The organism is Pseudomonas sp. ICMP 460, assembly GCF_002723595.1.
In the GTDB taxonomy this organism is placed as follows: Bacteria; Pseudomonadota; Gammaproteobacteria; order Pseudomonadales; family Pseudomonadaceae; genus Aquipseudomonas; species Aquipseudomonas kitaguniensis.
Genome location: NZ_LKBR01000003.1, coordinates 167,953 through 189,847, shown reverse-complemented (window position 1 = coordinate 189,847; position 21,895 = coordinate 167,953). Strand labels below are relative to the sequence as shown.

At 56.7% G+C, this 21,895-nt stretch carries 16 protein-coding genes; all 16 read left to right on the top strand.

Features of this window, described 5'->3' with window-relative positions; translation table 11 throughout:
* Window positions 1-9: 9 nt before the first annotated feature.
* The gene (tssH, locus tag AO240_RS04345) at window positions 10-2,622 is read left to right on the top strand and encodes a type VI secretion system ATPase TssH (RefSeq protein WP_099235301.1); all 2,613 of its coding nucleotides are present in this window, start codon (window positions 10-12) and stop codon (window positions 2,620-2,622) included.
* Window positions 2,623-2,632: 10 nt separating this feature from the next.
* Entirely contained in the window at window positions 2,633-4,156 is a 1,524-nt protein-coding gene (locus AO240_RS04340; RefSeq protein ID WP_099235300.1) for a sigma-54-dependent Fis family transcriptional regulator, read from the top strand.
* 81 nt (window positions 4,157-4,237) lie between these two features.
* Window positions 4,238-4,378, top strand: a complete 141-nt coding sequence (locus AO240_RS04335; protein ID WP_058414398.1) for a hypothetical protein — start codon at window positions 4,238-4,240, stop codon at window positions 4,376-4,378.
* Between the two features lie 16 nt (window positions 4,379-4,394).
* Window positions 4,395-5,588, top strand: coding sequence for a type VI secretion system-associated FHA domain protein TagH (gene tagH, locus AO240_RS04330; protein ID WP_058414399.1), 1,194 nt, complete (start codon window positions 4,395-4,397; stop codon window positions 5,586-5,588).
* Window positions 5,589-5,593: 5 nt separating this feature from the next.
* Window positions 5,594-6,094, top strand: coding sequence for a type VI secretion system lipoprotein TssJ (tssJ, locus tag AO240_RS04325; RefSeq protein WP_099235299.1), 501 nt, complete (start codon window positions 5,594-5,596; stop codon window positions 6,092-6,094).
* 2 nt (window positions 6,095-6,096) lie between these two features.
* Window positions 6,097-7,428, top strand: a complete 1,332-nt coding sequence (tssK, locus tag AO240_RS04320; protein ID WP_099235298.1) for a type VI secretion system baseplate subunit TssK — start codon at window positions 6,097-6,099, stop codon at window positions 7,426-7,428.
* Window positions 7,429-7,433: 5 nt separating this feature from the next.
* Complete coding sequence (icmH, locus tag AO240_RS04315) at window positions 7,434-8,318, top strand: type IVB secretion system protein IcmH/DotU (protein ID WP_099235297.1); 885 nt, start codon at window positions 7,434-7,436, stop codon at window positions 8,316-8,318.
* A gap of 13 nt (window positions 8,319-8,331) precedes the next feature.
* Complete coding sequence (tssM, locus tag AO240_RS04310; protein WP_099235296.1) at window positions 8,332-11,859, top strand: type VI secretion system membrane subunit TssM; 3,528 nt, start codon at window positions 8,332-8,334, stop codon at window positions 11,857-11,859.
* The gene (locus AO240_RS04305; protein ID WP_058414404.1) at window positions 11,859-12,587 is read left to right on the top strand and encodes a PP2C family serine/threonine-protein phosphatase; all 729 of its coding nucleotides are present in this window, start codon (window positions 11,859-11,861) and stop codon (window positions 12,585-12,587) included. Before tssM ends, AO240_RS04305 begins: the two co-directional genes overlap by 1 nt.
* Window positions 12,584-13,600: a serine/threonine-protein kinase gene (locus AO240_RS04300; protein ID WP_177445774.1), complete on the top strand. Its 1,017-nt coding sequence runs from the start codon at window positions 12,584-12,586 to the stop codon at window positions 13,598-13,600. Before AO240_RS04305 ends, AO240_RS04300 begins: the two co-directional genes overlap by 4 nt.
* Before the next feature lie 28 nt (window positions 13,601-13,628).
* A complete protein-coding gene (tssI, locus tag AO240_RS04295) occupies window positions 13,629-15,665 on the top strand; it encodes a type VI secretion system tip protein TssI/VgrG (protein ID WP_099235295.1) in 2,037 nt (678 codons plus the stop codon).
* 10 nt (window positions 15,666-15,675) lie between these two features.
* Window positions 15,676-16,662 (top strand): sel1 repeat family protein, encoded by a 987-nt coding sequence (locus AO240_RS04290; RefSeq protein ID WP_099235294.1) that lies wholly within the window; start codon window positions 15,676-15,678, stop codon window positions 16,660-16,662.
* Window positions 16,663-16,677: 15 nt separating this feature from the next.
* Entirely contained in the window at window positions 16,678-19,725 is a 3,048-nt protein-coding gene (locus AO240_RS04285; protein ID WP_099235293.1) for an N-acetylmuramidase domain-containing protein, read from the top strand.
* Complete coding sequence (locus tag AO240_RS04280) at window positions 19,725-20,456, top strand: hypothetical protein (RefSeq protein ID WP_099235292.1); 732 nt, start codon at window positions 19,725-19,727, stop codon at window positions 20,454-20,456. Before AO240_RS04285 ends, AO240_RS04280 begins: the two co-directional genes overlap by 1 nt.
* A 233-nt stretch (window positions 20,457-20,689) precedes the next feature.
* Complete coding sequence (locus tag AO240_RS28265; protein WP_143505305.1) at window positions 20,690-20,974, top strand: hypothetical protein; 285 nt, start codon at window positions 20,690-20,692, stop codon at window positions 20,972-20,974.
* Window positions 20,975-20,976: 2 nt separating this feature from the next.
* Window positions 20,977-21,726 (top strand): hypothetical protein, encoded by a 750-nt coding sequence (locus AO240_RS28260; protein WP_143505303.1) that lies wholly within the window; start codon window positions 20,977-20,979, stop codon window positions 21,724-21,726.
* Window positions 21,727-21,895 lie beyond the last annotated feature (169 nt).

The window sequence follows — 21,895 nt, the reverse complement described above, 5'->3', positions numbered from 1 at the left end:
GTGAGCGTAATGAGCAACGTAGACCTGCAGCAACTGATACAGGCGCTGGACGCCGAAACCCGTCGTGACCTCGAACGTTCCGCAGAGCGCTGCGTGGCCCGTGGCGGCAGCAAAATCCTTGTGGAAGACTTGCTGCTGGGTCTGTTGGAGCGCCCTGAAGGCTTGCTCGCGCGTGCCTTGCAGGACGCCGACGTGGATGCCGGTGAACTGAGCGCCGCCTTGCAGTCACGCGTCGAACACAGCGCCTCGCGCAACCCGGTATTCGCCCCGGAGTTGGTGCAGTGGCTGCAAGACGGGTTGCTGGTGGCCAACCTCGAACTGGGCCAGACCCAAGTCGAACAGGCCGCGCTGATCCTCGCGTTGTTACGCAACCCGATGCGCTACGCCGGCAGCCGCTACCAGCCGCTGCTGGCCAAATTGAATATTGAGCGCCTGAAAGAATTCGCGCTGTCGCAACAGGAAAAAACCAATACCGCCAAAGCGGCTGCACCGGGGGAATCGCTGCTTGAACGCTTCACCCACAACCTGACCCAGCAGGCACGCGATGGCAAACTCGACCCCGTATTGTGCCGTGACGGTGCGATCCGGCAGATGATCGACATCCTTGCCCGGCGCCGCAAAAACAATCCGATTGTGGTGGGCGAGGCTGGCGTGGGTAAAACCGCGATTGTTGAAGGCTTGGCCTCGCGCATCGCCGCCGGTGAAGTGCCGCAGGTATTGAAGGGTGTCGAGTTACTGTCGCTGGACATGGGGCTGTTGCAGGCCGGTGCCAGTGTCAAAGGTGAGTTCGAGCGCCGGCTCAAAGGTGTGATCGATGAGGTCAAAGCCTCGCCCAAACCGATCATTATATTCATCGATGAAGCGCACACGCTGATCGGTGCCGGTGGCAACGCGGGTGGTTCCGACGCGGCCAACCTGCTTAAACCCGCGCTGGCCCGTGGCGAGTTGCGCACCATCGCCGCTACCACGTGGGCGGAGTACAAGAAGTACTTCGAAAAAGACCCGGCGCTGGCACGGCGTTTCCAGCCGGTGCAATTGCATGAACCGACCGTCAGTGAAGCCGTGACTATTCTGCGCGGCTTGGCGCAAGTCTATGAAAAAAGCCACGGCATCTACCTGCGCGATGACGCCGTAGTTGCCGCCGCCGAGCTGTCGGCACGCTACTTGGCCGGGCGTCAGCTGCCGGACAAGGCAGTTGACGTACTCGACACCGCCTGCGCCCGTGTACGCATCAGTTTGGCCGCAGCCCCGGAAAGCCTGGAGCGCCTGCGTGGCGAATTGGCCGAAGGCGGCCGTCAGCGCCAGGCACTGCGCCGTGATGCTGAAGCCGGCCTGCCGGTGGATCACGAAGCACTCACAGCGCTGGAGGCGCGCCTGGAAGAAGCCGAAACCGAACGCGCAGCGCTGGAGGCGCTTTGGACCGAGCAGAAGGCGCTGGCCGAGCGTTTGCTGGAGCTTCGTCAGCAACTGGCGCAAGCGCGTGAAGCCGCTGCCGCACCGGTCGAAGATGATTCTGAAACCAACCCGGCCGAGACGGTTGATGCGTTGGAGTCCGCTCTTCACGACACCCATGGCGAGCTGACCGCGTTGCAAGTCAAAGAGCGTCTGGTGAGTTTTGAAGTGTGCCCACGCCTGGTGGCCGAAGTCATCAGTGCCTGGACCGGCGTGCCGTTGGCGCAACTCGCACGTGAGCACAACGCCAAAGTCGCCAGTTTCGCCACCGACCTGCGCCTGCGCATTCGCGGCCAGGAACAAGCTGTGCATGCGCTGGACCGCTCGATGCGCGCCACTGCCGCCGGCCTGAACAAGCCTGATGCGCCAGTGGGTGTGTTCCTGCTGGTAGGCCCGAGCGGTGTGGGTAAAACCGAAACGGCCTTGGCGCTGGCTGACCTGCTGTATGGCGGTGATCGCTTTATCACCACCATCAACATGTCGGAGTTCCAGGAGAAACACACCGTATCGCGCTTGATCGGCGCACCGCCGGGCTACGTCGGTTACGGTGAGGGCGGCATGCTCACCGAAGCGGTGCGGCAGAAGCCTTATTCCGTGGTGCTGCTGGATGAAGTCGAAAAGGCCGACCCGGACGTGCTCAACCTGTTCTACCAAATCTTCGACAAGGGCGTGGCCAACGATGGCGAAGGGCGCGAAATCGATTTTCGCAACACGCTGATCCTGATGACGTCGAACCTGGGCAGCGACCGCATCAGTGCGCTCTGTGAAAACGGTGAGCGGCCAAGTGCCGAGGTGCTCGAAGAAACCATCCGCCCGGTGCTCAGCAAGCACTTCAAGCCTGCGTTGCTGGCGCGTATGCGCGTAGTGCCTTACTACCCGGTCGGTGGGCCAGTGCTGCGCGAGCTGATCGAGATCAAACTCGGTCGCCTTGGCGAGCGCCTGAATCGTCGCCAGTTGGATTTCACTTACTGCCAGAACCTTGTCGACCACCTTGCGCAACGCTGCACCCAAAGCGACAGCGGTGCGAGGCTGATCGACCACCTGCTCGACCTGCACGTGCTGCCGCTGGTGGCTGATCGCTTGCTGGATGCGATGGCGACCGGTGAAAGCCTCAAACGTGTGCACGCGACACTGGACGCCGATGCCAGCGTCACGTGCGAATTTGCGTGAGGTGGGCGTAATGTTTACCCGCGTGCCACAACCGCTCGTTTATGCCGAAGCGCTGCTGGCGCAATTCGCCAGCTTGTCGCGCGCAACCGACGGCGCGGCGCTGCTGGGCGCATTCGTGCGCGGCTTGACCGAGCTCAGTGGCTGCGAATTGGCACAGCTGTATCTGCTTGACGCGACCCACACCCGCCTGGGAATGAACGCCGAGTGCCTCAATGGCAGCCTGCAACCGCGTGAAGCGCAAAGCCTGCCGGTGGATTACAACGCCGAGCAATTGCTGCAATTCGCGCTGTGTCAGAACCGCGTGATAAGCCTCAGTGGCTTGAGCGGCAGCCTGCACGAAACGAGTTTTCTACCAAGCCAGGCGAAGCCATGGGAGTCGCTGCTGTGCGTGCCACTGGTTAACCAGCGAGACGCCGTGGAGGGCGTGCTGTTGTGCGCCAGCCACCAGCACCTCGACCTGCAAGGTTTTGCCGATTCATTCCGCCAGCTCGCATCGTTTGTCATCGCCCAGTTGCACCTGCTGCAACGGTTACGCCGGCCGAGCGCGGAACAGCCGTTGCTGCCCGTCAACGCACCCAGCGCCAGCGGCTATGGTCTGATCGGCAACAGCGGTGCAATGCGCCAGGTCTATTCGCTGATCAGCAAGGTGCTGCACAGCCCGTATACCGTGCTGCTGTGCGGCGAGACGGGTACCGGCAAAGAACTGGTGGCCCGCGCGATTCATGATTGTGGCCCGCGTCGCTCCAAGGGCTTCATCGTGCAGAACTGCGCGGCGTTGCCGGAAAACCTGCTGGAAAGCGAGCTGTTCGGCTATCGCAAAGGCGCGTTTACCGGTGCTGACCGTGACCGGCCCGGGTTGTTTGACGCGGCCAACGGCGGCACGTTGCTGCTCGACGAAGTGGGGGACATGCCGCTGTCGTTGCAAGCCAAGCTGTTGCGGGTGCTGCAGGAAGGCGAGATTCGCCCGCTGGGCTGCAACGACACGCACAAGGTTGATGTGCGCATTGTTGCCGCGACGCACCGCGATCTGTCGGCGCTGGTCAGCGCCGGGCAATTTCGTGAAGACCTGTACTACCGCCTGGCGCAATTTCCGATTGAATTACCGGCGTTGCGCGAACGCGAAGAGGACATCCTGGTGTTGGCCCGGCACTTCGCCGACAGAGCCTGCGCATTTCTGCAGCGTGACCCGGTCAGCTGGTCCAGCGCTGCACTCGATCGCCTGTCCGGCTACGCGTTTCCCGGCAACGTGCGCGAACTCAAGGGCCTGGTCGAACGGGCGCTGCTGCTGTGCGAGGGCAATGAATTGCTGGCTGAGCATTTTTCGTTGCGGGTGGATGACCTGCCTCAAGTCAGCGGGCTGAACCTGCGCGAACGGCTTGATCAGGTCGAGCGCAGCCTCGTACTCGACTGCCTGCGCAAAAATGACGGCAACCAGACCAACGCCGCGCGTGAACTTGGCCTGCCGCGCCGCACCTTTCTCTACCGCCTCGGGCGCCTGAATATCAACCTGGGGAGCGTTGATGGCCAAGCCTGAGCTGCTCGATTTCAACCCATTTTTCGTTAACCGTGCCCCCTGCAAGGTCGGCGCCCTTTGCTATTCCCTGGAGACCCTCTGATGTCTGTTCGTCACTGGCAAGCCGTGCTGCTGACCCTCGCTGTTTTATGTGGCCTGGGTGGCTGCAGCGGCAACTACAAATTCAACGACGCTGCCTACCGCCCTCTGGGTGATCCGCAGGCTATCAATCGCGGTAAGTGAGCGAAGGAGTTTCACCATGGAATTGGTTTTCGAAATGCTCAATACCAAGCAGTTCGTGCCCACCGAGTTGTGCCAGAAGACCTTCAAGAAAGCGGGCGGTGTCATTGGCCGCAGCGAAGACTGTGACTGGATTCTCCCCGACCGCAAGCGGCATCTGTCCAGCCATCACGCGCAGGTCAGTTATCGCGATGGCGCTTTCTACCTGACCGATACCAGCACCAACGGTATTAAAGTCAGCGACAGCGGCGCAACCCTGCACAGAGGTGAAGCGGTGCGGATCGAGCACGGTAGCTCGTACGTGCTGGGAGACTTTGAAATTCGTGCGCGGTTGATCCGTGATCCGGCCGTTTTCGAGCGGCAGGCAGGGCGCCCACAGCCTGCCGGCAGTACCATTCCCGACGATGCATTCCTCGACCTGGACCCGCTCCGTGCGCTGGATCAGCAAGAGCGCGTGTATTCGGAAATAGAGGAGTTGATCTCTCCGCGCAGGGCTACCCAAGACCCGCGTCAGCGCGCCGATTATGCGCGTATCGATATGGAAAGCCTGTTGGTGCCGGAATTGGTGGAGCCCGAGGTGCCCGTTGAACCTGCGCCGGCGAAAGTCGTCGAGCGCCAGGCCGATGGTTTCTGGGAGCAGTTTGGCGCAGCCCTGGGTGTCGACCTCGGCAAGCTCGACCACGATGCCAAGGAAGCGCTGGCGCTGAATGCCGCGCGCTTGCTGAATCAGAGCATCGGCGGCCTGCAGCAGAGCCTGCGCACCCGCAGCGAATTGAAAAACGAGCTGCGCCTGGCGCAGACCCTCGCACAAGGCACGCACAAAAACCCGCTGAAGTTCGCCGTCGATGCCGGTGAAGCGCTGGACATTTTGTTGCAACCCGGCAAGCCGGGCCAGATGCAGGCCGGGCAGGCGGTGTCGCGTGCCTTCCGCGATTTGCAAGCCCACCAGGTTGCGCTTCTGACCGCCAGCCGTGCGGCGGTTCGCAGCACCCTGGAACATTTTTCGCCACAGCAACTGACCTTGCGTTTCGAGCGCGATAACAAACCGTTACTCGCCACCTCCGGCAGCCGCTGGCGAGCCTACGGGCGCTATCACCAGGCGCTGCGCCAGGACGATGACTGGAGCGAGCGCCTGCTGGCGCGCGACTTCGCGCAGGCTTATGAAGAACAAATCCGCCTGATTTCCACCCTCAACGCCGACCATCAAGGATGAAGCGCATGTCTCGCCGCTCGACTGTATTTTTCAAGACGCTGACTACGCTGGCCGCCCTGTTGCTGATGGCCGGGTGTTCGTCGTTGTCACCGTATTCGCACATCACCAAGCTCAACCTGAAGTTGACCGCCAGCGATCAGTTGAACCCGGACCTCAACGGGCGCCCGTCGCCGATTGTGGTGCGCCTGTTCGAACTCAAGCACCCGGTGTCGTTCGAGAATGCCGACTTCTTCAGCCTGTATGAGCGCGCCAAGGAAACGCTGACACCGGACATGGTCGCCAGCGAAGAAATGGAACTGCGCCCCGGCGAAACCGTGGAACTCAAACTCAGCGTGGAGGAGGGCAGCCGCTACGTCGGCGTGCTCGCCGCTTACCGTGACCTGTCGGACACCCAATGGCGCTACACCGTGCAAGTCACTCCGCTGGACGCGACAGACGTCGACCTGACCCTGGACCAGAGCGGCATTCGCAACACCCATGCAACACTCGCCAAGGCGGCTGATTGACCATGAACACGCATAAAGTCATTTGGCAGGAAGGCATGTTGCTGCGCCCTCAGCACTTTCAGCATAACGATCGTTACTACGATCACCAGATGAAGACCCGCACCCAATTGTTGGGCGGTTACACCTGGGGTTTTCTGAACCTGGAAATCGACGTGCAGTTCCTCAATATGGGCAAGCTGGTGATCAGCCAGGCTTCCGGGATTCTGCCCGACGGCAGCCTGTTCGAGCTGGGTGGCAACACCCAGCCACTGGCGCTGGACGTACCACCGAACACCGGCCACACGCCGATCTACCTGGCGTTGCCGCTGGTGACCGGCAACCACATCGAGGCGCGCCGCCCTGAGCAGTCCGACGTGTTGGCGCGGTACACCGCCTACGACGCCGAAGTTGCCGACTCGAATGCCGGTGATGATTCCGCCAGCCAGGTCAGTTGCGCACGACCGGATTTCAAGCTGCTGCTGGGCGAGCAGCAGAACGACCATGCCTATGTGAAGCTCAAGCTCTGTGAAGTGCTCGACACCACGCCTGACGGTGTGGTGACCCTCGATGCCGACTACGTGCCGACATACATCCAGACGCATGCGTCCACCTACCTGTTGTCGTGCCTCAAAGAAGTCATCAGCATGCTCGGCCATCGCGGCGACACCATTGCCGAGCGGATTCGTTCCAACGGCAAAGTCGGCGGCGCCGAAGTCGGCGACTTCATGATGCTGCAGCTGATCAACCGTACCGAACTGCTGTTGCGCCACTACCTGGACCTGCAGCAGGTGCACCCCGAAGAGTTGTATCGCACGTTGTTGACCATGCTCGGTGACCTGGCGACGTTTTCCAGTGATACCAAGCGCCCGCGCCTCGACACCCGCTACCAGCACAGCGACCAGGGTGCGAGCTTTCGCAAACTGATGGAAGCTATCCGCCAAGTGCTGTCGATGGTACTGGAGCAGCATGCGATCGAGCTGGCCCTGCAAGCGCGTCAGTACGGCATCATCGTGTCGCCATTGCACGACCACAAACTGTTGAGCACCGCCTCGTTCGTGCTGGCCGCCAGCGCCAACTGCGACTCCGAGGAATTGCGTCAACGCTTGCCGGCGCACCTCAAGGTGGGGCCAGTGGAACGCATCCGCCAACTGGTCAACCTGCATCTGCCTGGCATCAAGGTCAAACCCTTGCCGGTTGCGCCACGGCAGATCGCGTTCCACTCCAACAAAACCTATTTCATTCTCGAACTCAGTTCTGAAGACCTGGCACAACTGGAGCGCTCCGGCGGCTTCGCGTTCCATGTCTCCGGCGAATTCCCCGAGCTTGAACTGAATTTCTGGGCCATCAGGAACTGACCGACATGATCAAGGACATGGAACACCATCAGGACGATAAAACCGTCCTGCTCGACCGTCAGGGCCATAGCCCGGATGCCCAACCGCTGACTGACTTTGCGGCACCGCCGCGTTATGAGCAGTTGGAAGACCGGATGATTTTCGCTGCGCGCCTGCGCCCGGCTGAAGCCTTCAATATCAGCCTCAATCCGTTGGTGGCTGCCGCCAGCGAATTGCTCTCGGAAGTGGTACGGCTCAAGCACAGCGAACACCGCGAAGACCTGTACAAACTTAACGAAGACCTGACCACCCAGCTGAAAATCTTCGACGTGCGGGCGCTGCAAAATGACGCCGAAAGCAGCGACATCATGGGCGCACGCTACGTGTTGTGCACGGTGATCGACGAAGCCGTCGTGACCACCTCGTGGGGCAATGAAAGCGCGTGGTCGCAGATGAGCCTGCTCAGCAGCTTTCACAACGAGACCTTTGGCGGTGAGAAATTCTTTCAGTTGCTTGATCGTCTGTCGCAAAACCCGATCAAAAACTTGCCCATGCTTGAGCTGATGTACTTGTGCCTGGCGCTGGGTTTCGAGGGCAAGTACCGCGTGCAAGCGCGCGGCATGCTGGAGCTGGATGGCATCCGTGATGCCTTGTACCGCCAGATTCGCAAACTGCGCGGTGATGTGCCGCGTGAGTTGTCGCCGCATTGGACCGGTTTGAATGATCAGCGGCGCAACCTCGTGCGCATCGTTCCAGCCTGGATGGTGGTGTTGTTCACCGTGGTTTGCCTGGTGGTGATGTATTCCGGTTTTGCCTGGGTACTCAACGAGCAACGCGACACCGTGCTGCAACCTTACCAGCCGATTCAGCCGATTGACCCAGCCGCGGCTGTGCCGCAGTCGCAGCCGTAAACAGGGACGTGTGATGAAGAATTTTTTCAAGAAGGTCGGCGCATTCTTGCGCAAGACTTGGGTGTGGACCTTGCTGGTGGTGTTGTTTTTAGCGCTGCTGGTGTGGTTTGCCGGCCCATTGCTGGCGGTAGATGATTACAAGTTCTGGGAAAGCTCGACTGCCCGCTTGCTGACCATCAGCGTGCTGTTCCTGATCTGGGGCCTGACGATGGTGTTCGTCAGCTGGCGCGCCGGCGTGCGTAAAAAAGCCGTGGAAGCCAGCGAGGACGGCCAGACCCGTATCGCTCGCGAAGAGAAGATAGACGGGGAACAAAGAGAGCTGAAAGCGCGTTTCAAGGACGCGCTGAAAACCCTCAAAACCTCGAGCCTGTACCGTGGCCGCAGCGAACGCTGGCGCAACGATCTGCCCTGGTATCTGCTGATCGGTCCGCAGGCCAGCGGCAAGACCAGCCTGCTGGACTTCTCGGGGCTGGAGTTTCCGATCAACAAGATCGAACGCAAACTCACCCGCGACACCAACGGCACGCAGCATTGCGACTGGTACTTCGCCGACCACGGTGTGCTGATCGACACCGCTGGCCGCTACACCACCCAGCCCGACGTCGAAGTCGACGGCAGCGCCTGGAGTACCTTGCTCGAACTGCTGCGCAAACGTCGCCGCAACCGTCCGCTCAACGGGGTGTTGGTAACCATTGCGGTGGAATCGCTGGTAAGCGGTACAGAGAAGGATTTGGAAGTGCTCGGCCGCCAGGTGCGTGCGCGATTGCAAGACGTGCATCAGAAACTGCACGTGGACGTGCCGGTTTATCTGGTACTGAGCAAGGCCGATCAACTCTTGGGTTTCGATGAGTTCTTCGACCAACTGACCCGCGAAGAAAGCGACCAAGTGTTGGGCGCCACCTTTCGCAAACAGCAGAACGGCGCCGATGTGGCCGTACTGCGTACCGAGTTTGAAGAGCTGCTTCACCGCCTCAACAGCCAAGTCATCATGCGCATGCACCAAGAGCGTGATACGCAGCGCCGTGGCCGTATTCTCGACTTCCCTCATCAACTGGGGCAAATCGGCGAGCGCCTGTGCCTGTTCGTTGACTTGGCATTTACCGGCAATCGTTACCAGCGTGTCAGCCAAATGCGCGGCTTCTACTTGACCAGCGCACCGCACCTGACCGAGAAACTCGACGAGACCACCGCTGGCATTGGCGCCAGCCTGGGCATGAAGTCCGGCGTATTGCCGACCCTGCGCAGTGGCCGTTCGCGCTTTATTCATCACCTGCTCAGCCAGGTTATTTTCCCCGAGGCAGACCTTGCAGGCCTCGATCAGCGTGAACGCAGCCGCATTAACTGGGGCCAACGCGCGCTATACGTGGGCGCGCTGGCCTTGCTGGCACTGGTCGGTGTGCTCTGGGCTGGCGGTTTTTCCGCCAACTACGAGCGGCTCGAAAACCTGCGCAACCTGGCGCAAAGCTGGACGCAACAACGTTCTGCGCTGTCTGCGCGCGACGATTCGATGGCGACGCTCAAGCCCCTCAACAGCAGCTATGCCGCGACGCAAGTCTTCCCGAAAAAAGGCGATGTGGGTTACCACGAACGCGCCGGCTTGTACCAGGGCGAAGAAGTCAACCCGGTGGTCAACGAGGCGTATCAACGCGAACTGCAAGCGCAACTGTTGCCACGCGTGGCCACACTGCTGGAAGGGCAGATTCGCGCGAACATGTCCGACCGCGACCGCCTGCTCAACAGCTTGCGTGCGTACCTGATGCTGAACATGAAGGACCGCCGAGACGCGCCATGGCTCAAAGAGTGGGTGGCCACCGAATGGTCTCAGCGCTATACCGGTAACACGGCCGTGCAGAACGACCTGAACGCGCACTTTGAGCGCTTGCTCAAATTACCGTTTATCTACCCGATCAACGACCAGTTAGTCGCACAGGCACGCCAGGTACTGCGCAGCGAGTCGTTGGCCACCGTGGTCTATCGCATGCTGCGCGAACAGGCACGCAACATGCCCGAGTACCGCTTGAGCCAGCACTTGGGGCCACAAGGTGCGCTGTTCATGGGCACCGATTACGTGATCCCGGGCTTCTACACCCAGCAGGGTTATCAGCAGTACTTTTCGGTGCAGGGCTCGATGCTCGTGACTGAAATCCTGCGCGACAATTGGGTGCTGGGTGAAGGGGCGGGCATCAGCGGTATGGACCTGCGTCGCCTGATGGTCGAGCTGGAGCAACTGTACTTCCGTGACTACGCTAACTATTGGAGCGAAGCAGTCGGCCAGGTCGCGTTGCCGCCGATCAATGACTTCGGTGAAGGCGCCGAGCAACTGGCGGGCTTGACCTCGGCCAACTCGCCGATTCTGCAATTGTTGGTCGAAGTGCGTGAAAACACGCGGTTCCCGGTGGTAGCTGATGACGCGCAAGAAGCCTCCGACACCGCAGGCCAGCTCGCGGAGAAGGGCGGCAAGGCCGGTAAACTGGCAGCGGCGGTGGCGGACAAGGCCGCCGGTGCGTTGGCTAAAAACCTCCCGGACACCGCGAAGAAGTCCCTGCAACGGCGCTTCGAGCCATTGCATCGTTTACTCGATGACAACAATGGCCCGGCCGCTGACCTGACTCCGGTGCTGAATGCGCTCAACGATTTGCAACTGCAAATGGCCAGCTTGGCACGGGCCAGTGCGCCGGAGCAGGCAGCCTTCGAAATGGCCAAGACGCGCATGGGCGGTCAACGTGACGCCCTGAGCAACCTGCGCAATGCTTCCGCTCGTTTGCCGCGACCGGTCAGCGCGTGGTTCAGCGTACTCGCGGACGACAGTTGGCGCCTGGTGCTGGGCGATGCTTACCAGTACCTCAACCAGCGTTATCAGAGCGAGCTGTACAGCTTTTACGGCAAGGCAATCAGCCAGCGTTACCCGTTCAACGCTCACAGCAGCAGCGACGTGGCAATTGGTGACTTCCGCGAGTTCTTCAAGGCGCAGGGTATTGCTGATCGCTTCTTCGACAGCTATATGCGCCCATTCGTCAGCGGCGATGCCGGCAACTACCGCCTGCGCAGTGTTGACGGGCATAGTCTGCCGATCTCCAAGGTGTACCTGGACCAGATGGCCGCCGCTCAAGTCATCCGCCAGAGCTTCTTCGCCGATAACCCGGCGGAGCCGCAGGTGCAGTTCAAACTCGAACCGTACACCCTCGACCCGGTGGTCAGTCGTTCCGAGTTCAAGTTCGGCGACAAGACCATTGAGTACCGTCATGGCCCTATCGTGCCGGTGTCGTTCAAATGGCCGACCGACGCTGAAGACGGGCGTACCAGCCTGGTGCTCGACAAAATGGTCGGCCGCCCGATTGGCATCGAGAAAAATACCGGCCCTTGGTCGCTGTTCCGTCTGTTCGACTTGATGCAGACCGAATACCTGACCGGGCGTGACGTACTGGTGCTTAAAGCGGATGTCGGTGGCATGCGCGCGAACTACCTGCTGACCAGCCAGCGCTCGCCGAACCCGTTCGACATGGGTGTGTTGCGCACCTTCCGCATGCCGGTGCAGCTCTGATGCAGGTAGCCAGCCCTTGGCGCAGCGCGGCCCGTACCGATGCAGGCAAGGTACGGGCGCGCAACGAAGATGCCTTTCTCGACAGCCCCGAGCGGGGCTTGTGGGTGGTGGCGGACGGCATGGGCGGTCATCAGGGTGGTGACATTGCCAGCCAGTTGATCGTCGCCAGCCTGGCAGAATTACCGGTTCAGGCGGACTTTGATGCGCGCCTTACCGACGTCCGCCAGTGCTTGCACTGGCTCAACCGGCGGTTGGGCCAGGAACTGACGGTGACCGCCGGGCAGCACGACAGTATTATGGGCAGCACCGTGGTAGCGCTGCTGGTCGAAGGCCAGCGCGCTGCCTGTATCTGGGCGGGCGACAGCCGCTGCTACCTGTGGCGCGGTCAGCGTTTGTACCAACTGTCCAAGGACCATTCATTTCAGCAGCAGCTCATGGACGAACAAAACCTCAGCGCGGAACAGGCGAAAATTCACCCTTCGGCGCATGCCTTGACCCGCGCGGTGGGGGCCGCCGAGCAACTGACCCTGGATGTGTTGGAGCTTGAAGTGTATGCCGGCGATGTGTTTTTGCTGTGCAGCGACGGTCTGTATCACGGGCTGACCAGCGACGCCTTGAGCAACGCCTTGAGCTTGAACGCGCCGCATGTGGCGGTGGAGCGTCTGTTCGATGGCGCGCTGCGCGGTGCGGCACGCGACAACCTCACCGCCGTGGTGATCCGCCGATGACTGAATTCATGCCGCCTGTCGATGAGCAACGTGTGAACGAAGAGCAGGACAATAGCCTGACCTTCTTTGCGTTCGCCAAGCCTCAACCCGAAACGCCGCACAAGGCTGTCGCCGCGCAGGCCGCGACCAAGCCCAGCCTCGGTGTGATGCCCGAGCTGCTGGTGGGGCGTTACCGCATCGAGCGCCTGCTCGGCGCCGGTGGCATGGGCGCGGTCTACCGTGCTCGGGACCTGCTGATCGAGCAGTTCGGCGAGCCCGACCCATACATCGCACTGAAAGTCCTCAGCGAAGAATTCTCCGAGAGCCCGGATGCCAGCGCGTTGCTCTACAGCGAGTTCGCGCTGACACGGCACTTGCGCCACGACAATGTGCTGCGCTTGCACAGCTTTGAAGTAGACACCGGTTGCAAGCGGGCCTTCATCACCATGGAACTGATGCGCGGGCTCACCCTCGACAAGCTCTTATGCGAGCGTCCGCTGGGTTTGCCCTGGCATGAATTGCGCGAGATCGTGTTGCCGTTGCTCGACGCCCTGGCGTACACCCACGCGCGCGGCGTGGTGCACGGTGACATGAAGCCGAGCAACGTGATGGTCAGCGAGGAGGGCGTGCGCCTCTTCGACTTCGGCCTCAGCCAGGCGCAGGAAGGTGTGCTGGATGGCCTGCCGCGACTCAGCCGCGACCGCTTCAACGCCTGGACTCCCGGCTACGCCGCCCCGGAATTGTTGGAGGCGCAGCCACTGGCGCCCAGCGCCGACATCTACGGCGTGGCGTGTGTGATTTACGAATTGGCCGGAGGCAAGCACCCCTTTCGGCGCTTGCCGTCAACCCAGGCCCGCGATGAACACCTGGAGCGCAAGCTGCGAGCGCCCAAGCATTTACCCAGATACTGCTGGCCAGCCCTGCGCCGCGCGCTGGCTTTTCAGGCTGTGGATCGAACGATCACCGCGGCACAATTGCGTGATGCCTTCGGTATCACTCCGTCCTGGCGGCAGCGCATGCGCTTTTGGGCGTAATGGATGATTAAGGAACAGGGAGCCGAACATGTTTAACCCGTCTAACGAAACGCATTTCAGCCTGACCATCGATGGCTTCGACGGCGACCTGCAAGTGTTGTCGTTCACCGGCACCGAAGGCATCAGCCAGCCGTACCGCTTCGACCTCGAACTGGTCAGCGAAAACCCCGACATCGACCTGGAAAAACTCCTGCACAAGCAGGCCTTTCTGGCGTTCGACCCGCAAGGCCGTGGCGTGCACGGCCAACTTTACCGCGTTGCCCAAGGCGACGCCGGCAAGCGCCTGAGCCGTTACACCGTGTCGCTTGTGCCGCACCTGCAATACCTGCATCACCGCACCAACCAGCGGATTTATCAGCAAATGTCAGCGCCGAAGATCATTGCCTTGATCCTCGAAGAACATGGCATTCAGAGCAACGCCTACCGCTTCCAACTCAGCCAGCCGTGCCCGGAACGCGACTACTGCGTGCAGTACGACGAAACCGACCTGCATTTCGTCCAGCGCCTGTGCGAAGAAGAGGGCGTGCACTACCACTTTCAACACAGCGCGGATGCGCATGTGCTGGTGTTTGGCGACGACCAGGCCATATTCCCCAAACTCGGCCAACCCACGGCCTACGTGCAAGGCAGCGGCATGGTCGCCGACGAACCCGTAATCAAAGGCTTTAAAGTCCGCCTGGCCACCCGCACCGGCCGTGTCACCCGTCGCGATTACGACTTTGAAAAGCCCAGCCTGCAACTCGAAGCCGCCTACAAACCCGATGGCGATAAAACCGGCCCGGACCTGGAAGACTACGACTACCCAGGCCGTTTCCTGACGCGCTCACGCGGCAACTTTCTCAGCCAACGCGCCGTTGAACGCCACCGCGCCGACTATCAGCAAGCCGAAGGCTGGGGCGACCAGACCACGCTCACCAGTGGCCACTTCCTCGAACTCTCCGACCACCCACGCGCCGAGTGGAACGACCTGTGGTTGCTGACCCAACTCTCGCACGAAGGCAAACAGCCGCAAGTGCTCGAAGAGTCGGTGACCAGCGACACCACCGACAACAAAGACGACTTCCACCAAGGCTACCGCAACCGCTTCATCGCCACGCCCTGGGACGTGTTCTACCGCCCGCCGCTGGAACACCCCAAACCGCGCGTCCTCGGTAGCCAAACCGCCGTGGTCACCGGCCCCAAAGGCGAAGAAATTCACTGCGATCAATACGGCCGTGTAAAAGTCCAGTTTTTTTGGGACCGCGAAGGCCTGGCCGATGACAAAACCAGCTGCTGGCTGCGCGTCTCCAGCGGCTGGGCGGGCGACCGCTACGGCGGCATCGCGATTCCGCGTATCGGCATGGAAGTGCTGGTGACCTTCCTCGAAGGCGACCCCGATCAGCCTTTGATCAGCGGCTGCCTGTACCACAAGGAGAACCAGGTTCCGTATCCGCTGCCGGCCAACAAAACCCGCACCGTATTCAAAACCCTCAGTTCACCCGGTGGCGGAGGCTTCAATGAACTGCGCATTGAAGATAAAAAGGGTGCGGAACAGATCTTCCTGCACGCCCAGCGCGATTGGGATGAAAATATCGAGCACGACCAAAAAATCCGCGTGGGCAACGAACGACACGACACCGTTGAGAAGAACACTTACACCGAGCTGAAAGCTGAAGAACACCGCACCACGTATGCGGATCGCAAAGTTGAAGTGCGCATGGACGACCACCTGACCATTGCGCAAAACCAGCATGTAAAGCTGGGCACGGCGCAGTTGGTCAGCGCGGGTACCGAGATACACCTGAAGGCCGGTGAGAAGATCGTCATTGAGGCCGGGATGGAACTGACGATGAAAGCCGGCGGGAGTTTTATCAAACTCGATGCGGGTGGGATCACGGTTGTCGGGCCGGTGGTAAAAGTGAATGCGGGTGGTTCGGCGGGGAATGGCACGGGGATAGGGATTAAGCCACCGGTGTTGCCGGGGGCTGCGGATCAGGATAAGGCGGGGAGTTTGATGGATCAGGCGTTGATGAATGCGCCGCCTGAGAAGGTTAAACCGAAGGCTTTTTTTGTGTTTTCTGAGTGATGATTTGGTTATGAAAAAGAACAATAGATTACGGCTTTTTTGCCTTAAAGGGTTGGTTGTACTGGCCTGTGGGTTGAGTTCAGAGGCTTTTGCAGCGGAGTGTCCAAGCGACGATTTTGCAACGTTCGTGAAAGCATTTTCGGCCACTTCCGAAGTGCGCCACGCTTTTACTGCATCCCCAGTGCTGAAGCTGGAGGTTGCTGCTGATGGAAGAAATCCCAAAGTAATACAGAAAGAAATCATGGCACTGGGCGCAGATGAGTTGAATGTGTTTTCTTCGAAGTCTGATCTAATCCTACAGTTGAAGTTACCGAACAGGTTGATTGCACGGGACCAGCAAGGTGCAGTTCTGAAAATATTTACCTTCACGCACACTGATTGCTGGGTGCTTAATCGCGTTGAAGATTGGTCTCTCGAAACGGTACTGGATGCTCAGAACCAGACCACTTTATTGTCTGCGGATGAACGTGCATTGCGTAGAGGAGCCATGTTTAACGATTTAGGCATTCAGGCGCAGTCAGATTCTTCAGCTCAGTTGTACGAGGCGGCCTTGGACAGTTACCTTGATGGTGCACAAAAAGGCTCAGCGGAAGCGGCATTTGCTGCAGCCAGCATCAGCCTTTCAGGGCAGGCGCCGCAGTTACCAACGCCCAAGATCTACGACCTTTTGATCGCTGCATCAAACAAGATTGCTGATGCGGGTATCGCGTTAGCTGAGTTCTATTGTGATGAAGGGGAGTACGACAAGTCGCGTTCCTGTATCAATCCGCAAAAGTCAGTTGCTTCCCTTGAACGTGCCGCGCGCCTGGGATCAGCGGGTGCGCTGGTTCAACTGGGCGAGTCTTATGAAACAGGCAAGCTGGTTCCAAAAGATCTGCCTCGAGCTATGGCGTGTTATCAGGATGCTGAGAAAAGCGAGCGTGAGATCGGCGCTCGCGCCGTGGCACGCCTAGTAACGCAAGGCGTTGCTGCCAGCAGCTCAATTCATTGTTTTTAAAGCAGGAAGCTTCCTATGAGCACAGGACTACTCGAGCAACGAGCAAACTACCCACGCAGCCAATATGAGTACGGCTTAGGCGGGCACGGTACGGCAGACGCAGATAACAACGGACGCAAAGAAATCGATTGTTCGAATTTGCTGAATCGAATGCTGCGGGATGCGGGTTATGACATTCCCTATAAAACGACAGCTCAGTTGGCTACCGATACAACTTATTTTGATGTCATACCGCTAGCCGATGTCGATGTTAACGGTGGGGACATAGCATTGTGGGTGACCAGAGGGCACACCGGGGTCGTTGAAGATCTAGACGCGAATCGGGTAAAAGGCAATTTTTTTGGGTCCCAAACGTCGACAGGACCGAAATCTGCTAAGTTTGGCCTTAATAGTAATTACTGGCCGATGCCGGATAAATTTCTTCGCCCTAAGGCACAGTACAAAACGGGGGGACAGCCAACTCCTGCGCCTGCAGCACCAGCCCCTGCGCCTGCGCCTGCCGGTCCCGCCCCGCTGATGACTTTTCAGTACCCTATCAGGAAGGCCGACGGTAAACAGTTCACTGATGCAGAAGAGATTTACCAGGCCCTGGGAGCGGAGACATCTGGGCACTACCTCTTGGGCAGTAATAAGTTCTGGCACGGCGGAATCCACATCACCGACACCAGCGCCCCTCAGTGCGTGCTGAATGAACCGGTGCGCTGCGTGGCCGACGGCGAAGTGGTTGCCTACCGCCTTAACGACGATTATCTGGAATCGACGTTTGGAGATAACGAGAAAAAACTCAAATACTCTAACTCCTTCTGTCTAGTGCGGCACGAGTACAAGTCCGCACCTAACCCCGACGAAGGGCCGAATAAAGGCAAGCAAAATACGCTGAATTTTTACAGCCTCTATATGCATCTGTTGCCGTATCAGCGTTACCCGTTAGCTGAAACTGAAAGACCCACTCCCAAAGTCACCATGACGGTAAACGACTTCAAGGCCTACGACGTGTTCCCCGAAGCAAACGGAACCCCATCCCCAGGGAAACTATCGACGGGCACCAAGCTTGAGATTCTCGAGCAGAAAGACGTCGGTAACGTCACCTATGCAAGGGGGAAAATTCTCTCCGGCAGTGTGAAGAACGTCAACCGCAAAGTCCGAGAGGCCGGTGCTGAAGTATGGTTCGCCTACCTGAAGAACGGCGCGCCTTACCAAAACTCGGAGCCCAAGAATATCTGGACAGCCGACAAAATCGTTGAGCGCCTGCGCCCCAATTACTGGCAAGGTAAGGTCAAGGCCACAGTTGTCAACAAACTCGATTTGTATGCCGATCCAGCTTCGCCACAAAACGGTCAGCCCGCAGGGGCCAAGCTGGGCAACCTGCAGCTTATTACCGGCAGCGTTGTTGAGTTCGATAGCAAGGATGTGCTGAATCTAACGGTTAACGGTGTTACACGCCGAATGGCCAAATGCACTAAAATCAGTGGCGATCTCGCGGGTGCAGGAACCGCACCGTCCAGTTTTTGGGCCTGTGTCGAAAATCAGCGTGATTACCGCATTCTCGATTGGACCTCTTTAACACCTACCAGCTTCAACACCGTTGAGACGGCCAGCACCGGTATCAAAGCGGGTGACCCGATCGGTTATCTCGGGCTCACCGAAAATATCACCAGCGAAGAGGGTGGTGTCAACAGCAAGCACCAAGTCCACGTGGAGATTTTTACCGCCGAAGCAGGCGTTAAAGATTTCCTCAAAAACGTCGCGGGCTTGAAATCCGGCAAGCAGTATCTGCACCTTGCGGTAGGGGCTGGACTCAAGAAAAAAGCCCCGGCTACGGATGTGACCCCTCTCAAGAACCAGCATGCGGTCGATTTGAGTAAGGCTCCAGTTATCAAGGAAGGCACTGAAGATTGGTATGAAGTGAGTGTGATTGAGAATGGCCAGCCGGTGAGCGGCCTGATCAAAAAAACAGAAGCGGAAATCGTCACTCAGCATGATTGGGAGAAACTGGGCTTCCAGATTGTTGAGGAGTGCAATGCCGCAGCGGATGGCTTCCTCGACCCAGAGGACACGCCACAGTTTTTCAAAGACCTCTTTGCGAAGATCGATACCAATCACAACGGTGAGGTCGATGCGGGCGAACTCGCGGAGGCACTGAAAAATGCGGAGACGCGGGATCAGTGGAGCAAGCTGATTGCACACCATCCGACTGAGTGGAAAGACAAGGCCGATGCGCCTAAGTGGAGCAAGTTGGATCAATTGTTGGAGGGTTCGCCTAAGACGTTGAAGCACGAAAAAGAACGAATAGATGAAATGGTATTTTGGGATGACTTGACCGGTGGAGCAGCAATTGGAAACGGCATAGGTGTAATAACGCACTTTCATCCAGTAGCAATCATTAGTAACTTATTGCCAAGTAATAGATGCTTCTGTTTCGAGCAAGGAATCGTCAACTCACCCTGCCAGGTAGGTTTTCGTGACGTAACTAAGGAGCACTTCGAGCTACTAGCTACGCAGCTCGGTGTCGAAAGGGAAGTGCTTCGCGCCATCGCTGTTGCCGAAACGGGTGATAAAGTACCGTTTAAGGAGTTCGTCGCAGGAAAACAGCATGCTGCAATACTTTACGAGCGTCACTATATGTACCGTTTTCTTAAAGTCAAAGGCTACACAAGCCAACAGTTGGATGACTTGTCTACGACTGAACCAAAAATAGTCCATGTCTACCAATCCGGTTATTCATATGGTACCGAACAAGCACAATATGAGAGATTGCTGCGGGCCCGTGAGCTAGATAAAGATTCTGCGAGCAAGGCATGTTCCTGGGGTAAGTTTCAGGTTATGGGGGAATATTATTCCCAATTGTATGAAAGTGTTGACGAACTAGTAGAGGCACAAAACTACTGCGCACTTCAACACCTGCAATACTTTAAGGTTTTTCTCACTAAAGAAAAAAATATGTTGGAACCGATGAAGAACAAAAACTGGCTAACAATTGCGAAGAAATATAATGGTGCCAATCAAGTTGGCTACGATACTAGAATTTCTAATGCTTATACAAAGCTTAAGGCGGAGCGGTAATGAAGATTTCAAATGTTTTTTTTGCCTTTTTTCTATTTTACGGTGTTGCTCATGCTGCGGAGAACTGCAGCACGGTAATTCCATCGGGTGCCCATCTATTTAAACAGTATAATTTAGGGGCGGAATTCGCGTGCCTTTACCAGTATTCAAAATTCCCTACTGACGCTGTGCTTGATTTTTATAAAGGCGAAACAGATCATGGTGTTTTGATAGGTTCAAACCATAGGTTGATAAGTCTCGAAGATATTGAAGATAATTCGAATATCCCTGATATAAATATGCTAGATAGCGGTTCTTATCAGATTTTATGGAGTTATCCTAATGGCGTAGATGAGTTAGTACTTTCCCGGTCGACAGGAAATATTTTATTTAATAGTGCTAGTAAGGAGTTACGGCTTCCCTCAGCCGATGTCGCAAAAGCAGTGGCTTCTATAGTTCTGGTTAATTACGTGATTCATCCAAACTCGTTAGAATTTTCAGGAATCAATAGCGCCGATATCTTTGATGGAGCAGCTTTAAAACTTAAAGGCATCGGCGCGGTTGCTAAAATTAATGTGGAGAAGGCTTTTTTGTATTCTGATCCATCAGAGTCTGCCAGGATTAAAAGTTATCTGGTGAAAGGGGATGAGGTTAATCTCTTAGAGTATAAGTCAGGGTTCTTAAAAATTTCTTATAATATGAAAAGCGGAAAAGCGTTGATCAGGTGGATTGAACTGTCTTCCATAATTTGAAGTTTTTGGAAAGCATGGGGATGATTCGTGTCTGGTTGTTGATTTTCACCAAGGTAATTAATCGGAATTTTCAAAACTACAACCCGGGACGGTGAGGGCCAATAGATTTAGAAAGTTAAAATCTCTAAAAGCCTTATATATTGCTATATAAGGCAGAGTGCGCTTGAATTTAACGTCATGTATACCGTAAATCCTGGCTTTAAATATCGAGGTCGTGGATTAGTTAATTTGACTTGAAAAAGGCACCAAAAAGCCAAAAAAATTTTGGAGTCGACTTTGTAAATTATCCAGATGAAGCCGCCGGGTTTGAAAATTCCACACCCATTATGATTTGGGGGATGGAGGAGGGAATATTTACAGGTGGAAAGCTGAGTACTTATGTTAATAATACGACCAGAGATTATGAAGGTGCTCGCAATGTTATTAATGGCGTAGATCAAAAGGCTCTAATTGCAAGCTATGCAAAAAAATTTGAATCTATATTAAAAGCCACATCTAACACGCCGGAGACGAAATAATTATGAATCTAAAAAAAGTACGTATAGCCATAACAGTGCTCACGTTTTCATTTGCCGGTCACTCGCTGGCAGAAAAATCGGCGATTACTCAAAAAGATATATACTCGGTCGATGATAAAACAAACAGTTTAAATATTACCTGGCCAGGTGGTAGCAAATCAGTCGCGCATATTGTTGGAACTGAGGGTGAAAATACAAGGGCGCTTATTGATTTTAATGGCGGTAAAGCTCTGTTTTATGAAAACTTGGCATCGCGTTCGGCTTTTCGAACGTACTTCACACTGGTTAGGCAAGGCAGAGAAATCCTTATAGACTGTATTTATTCCGACGTTAGAAACGACCAAAATGGTGTGCTAATCAACAAAGCGGTGTGTGGTTTAAAAAAGCCATTGGTAGAAGATTATGAAGATTTAGCATATACGTTTACCGATGAGTGGAAAAAAACCGCCGATGCTGTAGTTATAGATCCGCTATTGAGCAATCCGGTATCTATACTAAATGTGGATGAGGCAGATTTTGGTGCCACTAAACTTAGGAGAGTTTATGATTCCCTGGAAGATTTGAGCTCTTCAGTGCCTGAAACATTAATCGACCAGAAGACAAAAAAACACTTGTTTGGCCTAAATCCGGTTTTTTCTGTGTATCAAGCCAATGCTTTGAATGATGCCGTATATTTAGATGTGTCGTCAGATAATATTGCTAATAAATTTAGTCGTTATGATAAAGCGTCTTTAAGCGATTTGCTTCGATAAAACTTCTTCGTCCTACATAAGTGTATTTTGCGGGTAATACGTTAACTTGGAGGCTCGCCAATGCGGGCCTGACCAATTTAACAGCTAAACAAGCTACACGTTCAACCGCTAGTATCAGGTGTCAGATTTAAGAATAAAAATATTTAAGCTTGGGTGTCCTATTTTTTGT

Excerpts from the sequence above, each read along its gene's own strand:
- tssH (WP_099235301.1), top strand. The coding sequence starts at position 10 with ATGAGCAACGTAGACCTGCAGCAACTGATACAGGCGCTGGACGCCGAA.
- AO240_RS04340 (WP_099235300.1), top strand. The coding sequence starts at position 2,633 with ATGTTTACCCGCGTGCCACAACCGCTCGTTTATGCCGAAGCGCTGCTG.
- AO240_RS04335 (WP_058414398.1), top strand. The coding sequence starts at position 4,238 with ATGTCTGTTCGTCACTGGCAAGCCGTGCTGCTGACCCTCGCTGTTTTA.
- tagH (WP_058414399.1), top strand. The coding sequence starts at position 4,395 with ATGGAATTGGTTTTCGAAATGCTCAATACCAAGCAGTTCGTGCCCACC.
- tssJ (WP_099235299.1), top strand. The coding sequence starts at position 5,594 with ATGTCTCGCCGCTCGACTGTATTTTTCAAGACGCTGACTACGCTGGCC.
- tssK (WP_099235298.1), top strand. The coding sequence starts at position 6,097 with ATGAACACGCATAAAGTCATTTGGCAGGAAGGCATGTTGCTGCGCCCT.
- icmH (WP_099235297.1), top strand. The coding sequence starts at position 7,434 with ATGATCAAGGACATGGAACACCATCAGGACGATAAAACCGTCCTGCTC.
- tssM (WP_099235296.1), top strand. The coding sequence starts at position 8,332 with ATGAAGAATTTTTTCAAGAAGGTCGGCGCATTCTTGCGCAAGACTTGG.
- AO240_RS04305 (WP_058414404.1), top strand. The coding sequence starts at position 11,859 with ATGCAGGTAGCCAGCCCTTGGCGCAGCGCGGCCCGTACCGATGCAGGC.
- AO240_RS04300 (WP_177445774.1), top strand. The coding sequence starts at position 12,584 with ATGACTGAATTCATGCCGCCTGTCGATGAGCAACGTGTGAACGAAGAG.
- tssI (WP_099235295.1), top strand. The coding sequence starts at position 13,629 with ATGTTTAACCCGTCTAACGAAACGCATTTCAGCCTGACCATCGATGGC.
- AO240_RS04290 (WP_099235294.1), top strand. The coding sequence starts at position 15,676 with ATGAAAAAGAACAATAGATTACGGCTTTTTTGCCTTAAAGGGTTGGTT.
- AO240_RS04285 (WP_099235293.1), top strand. The coding sequence starts at position 16,678 with ATGAGCACAGGACTACTCGAGCAACGAGCAAACTACCCACGCAGCCAA.
- AO240_RS04280 (WP_099235292.1), top strand. The coding sequence starts at position 19,725 with ATGAAGATTTCAAATGTTTTTTTTGCCTTTTTTCTATTTTACGGTGTT.
- AO240_RS28260 (WP_143505303.1), top strand. The coding sequence starts at position 20,977 with ATGAATCTAAAAAAAGTACGTATAGCCATAACAGTGCTCACGTTTTCA.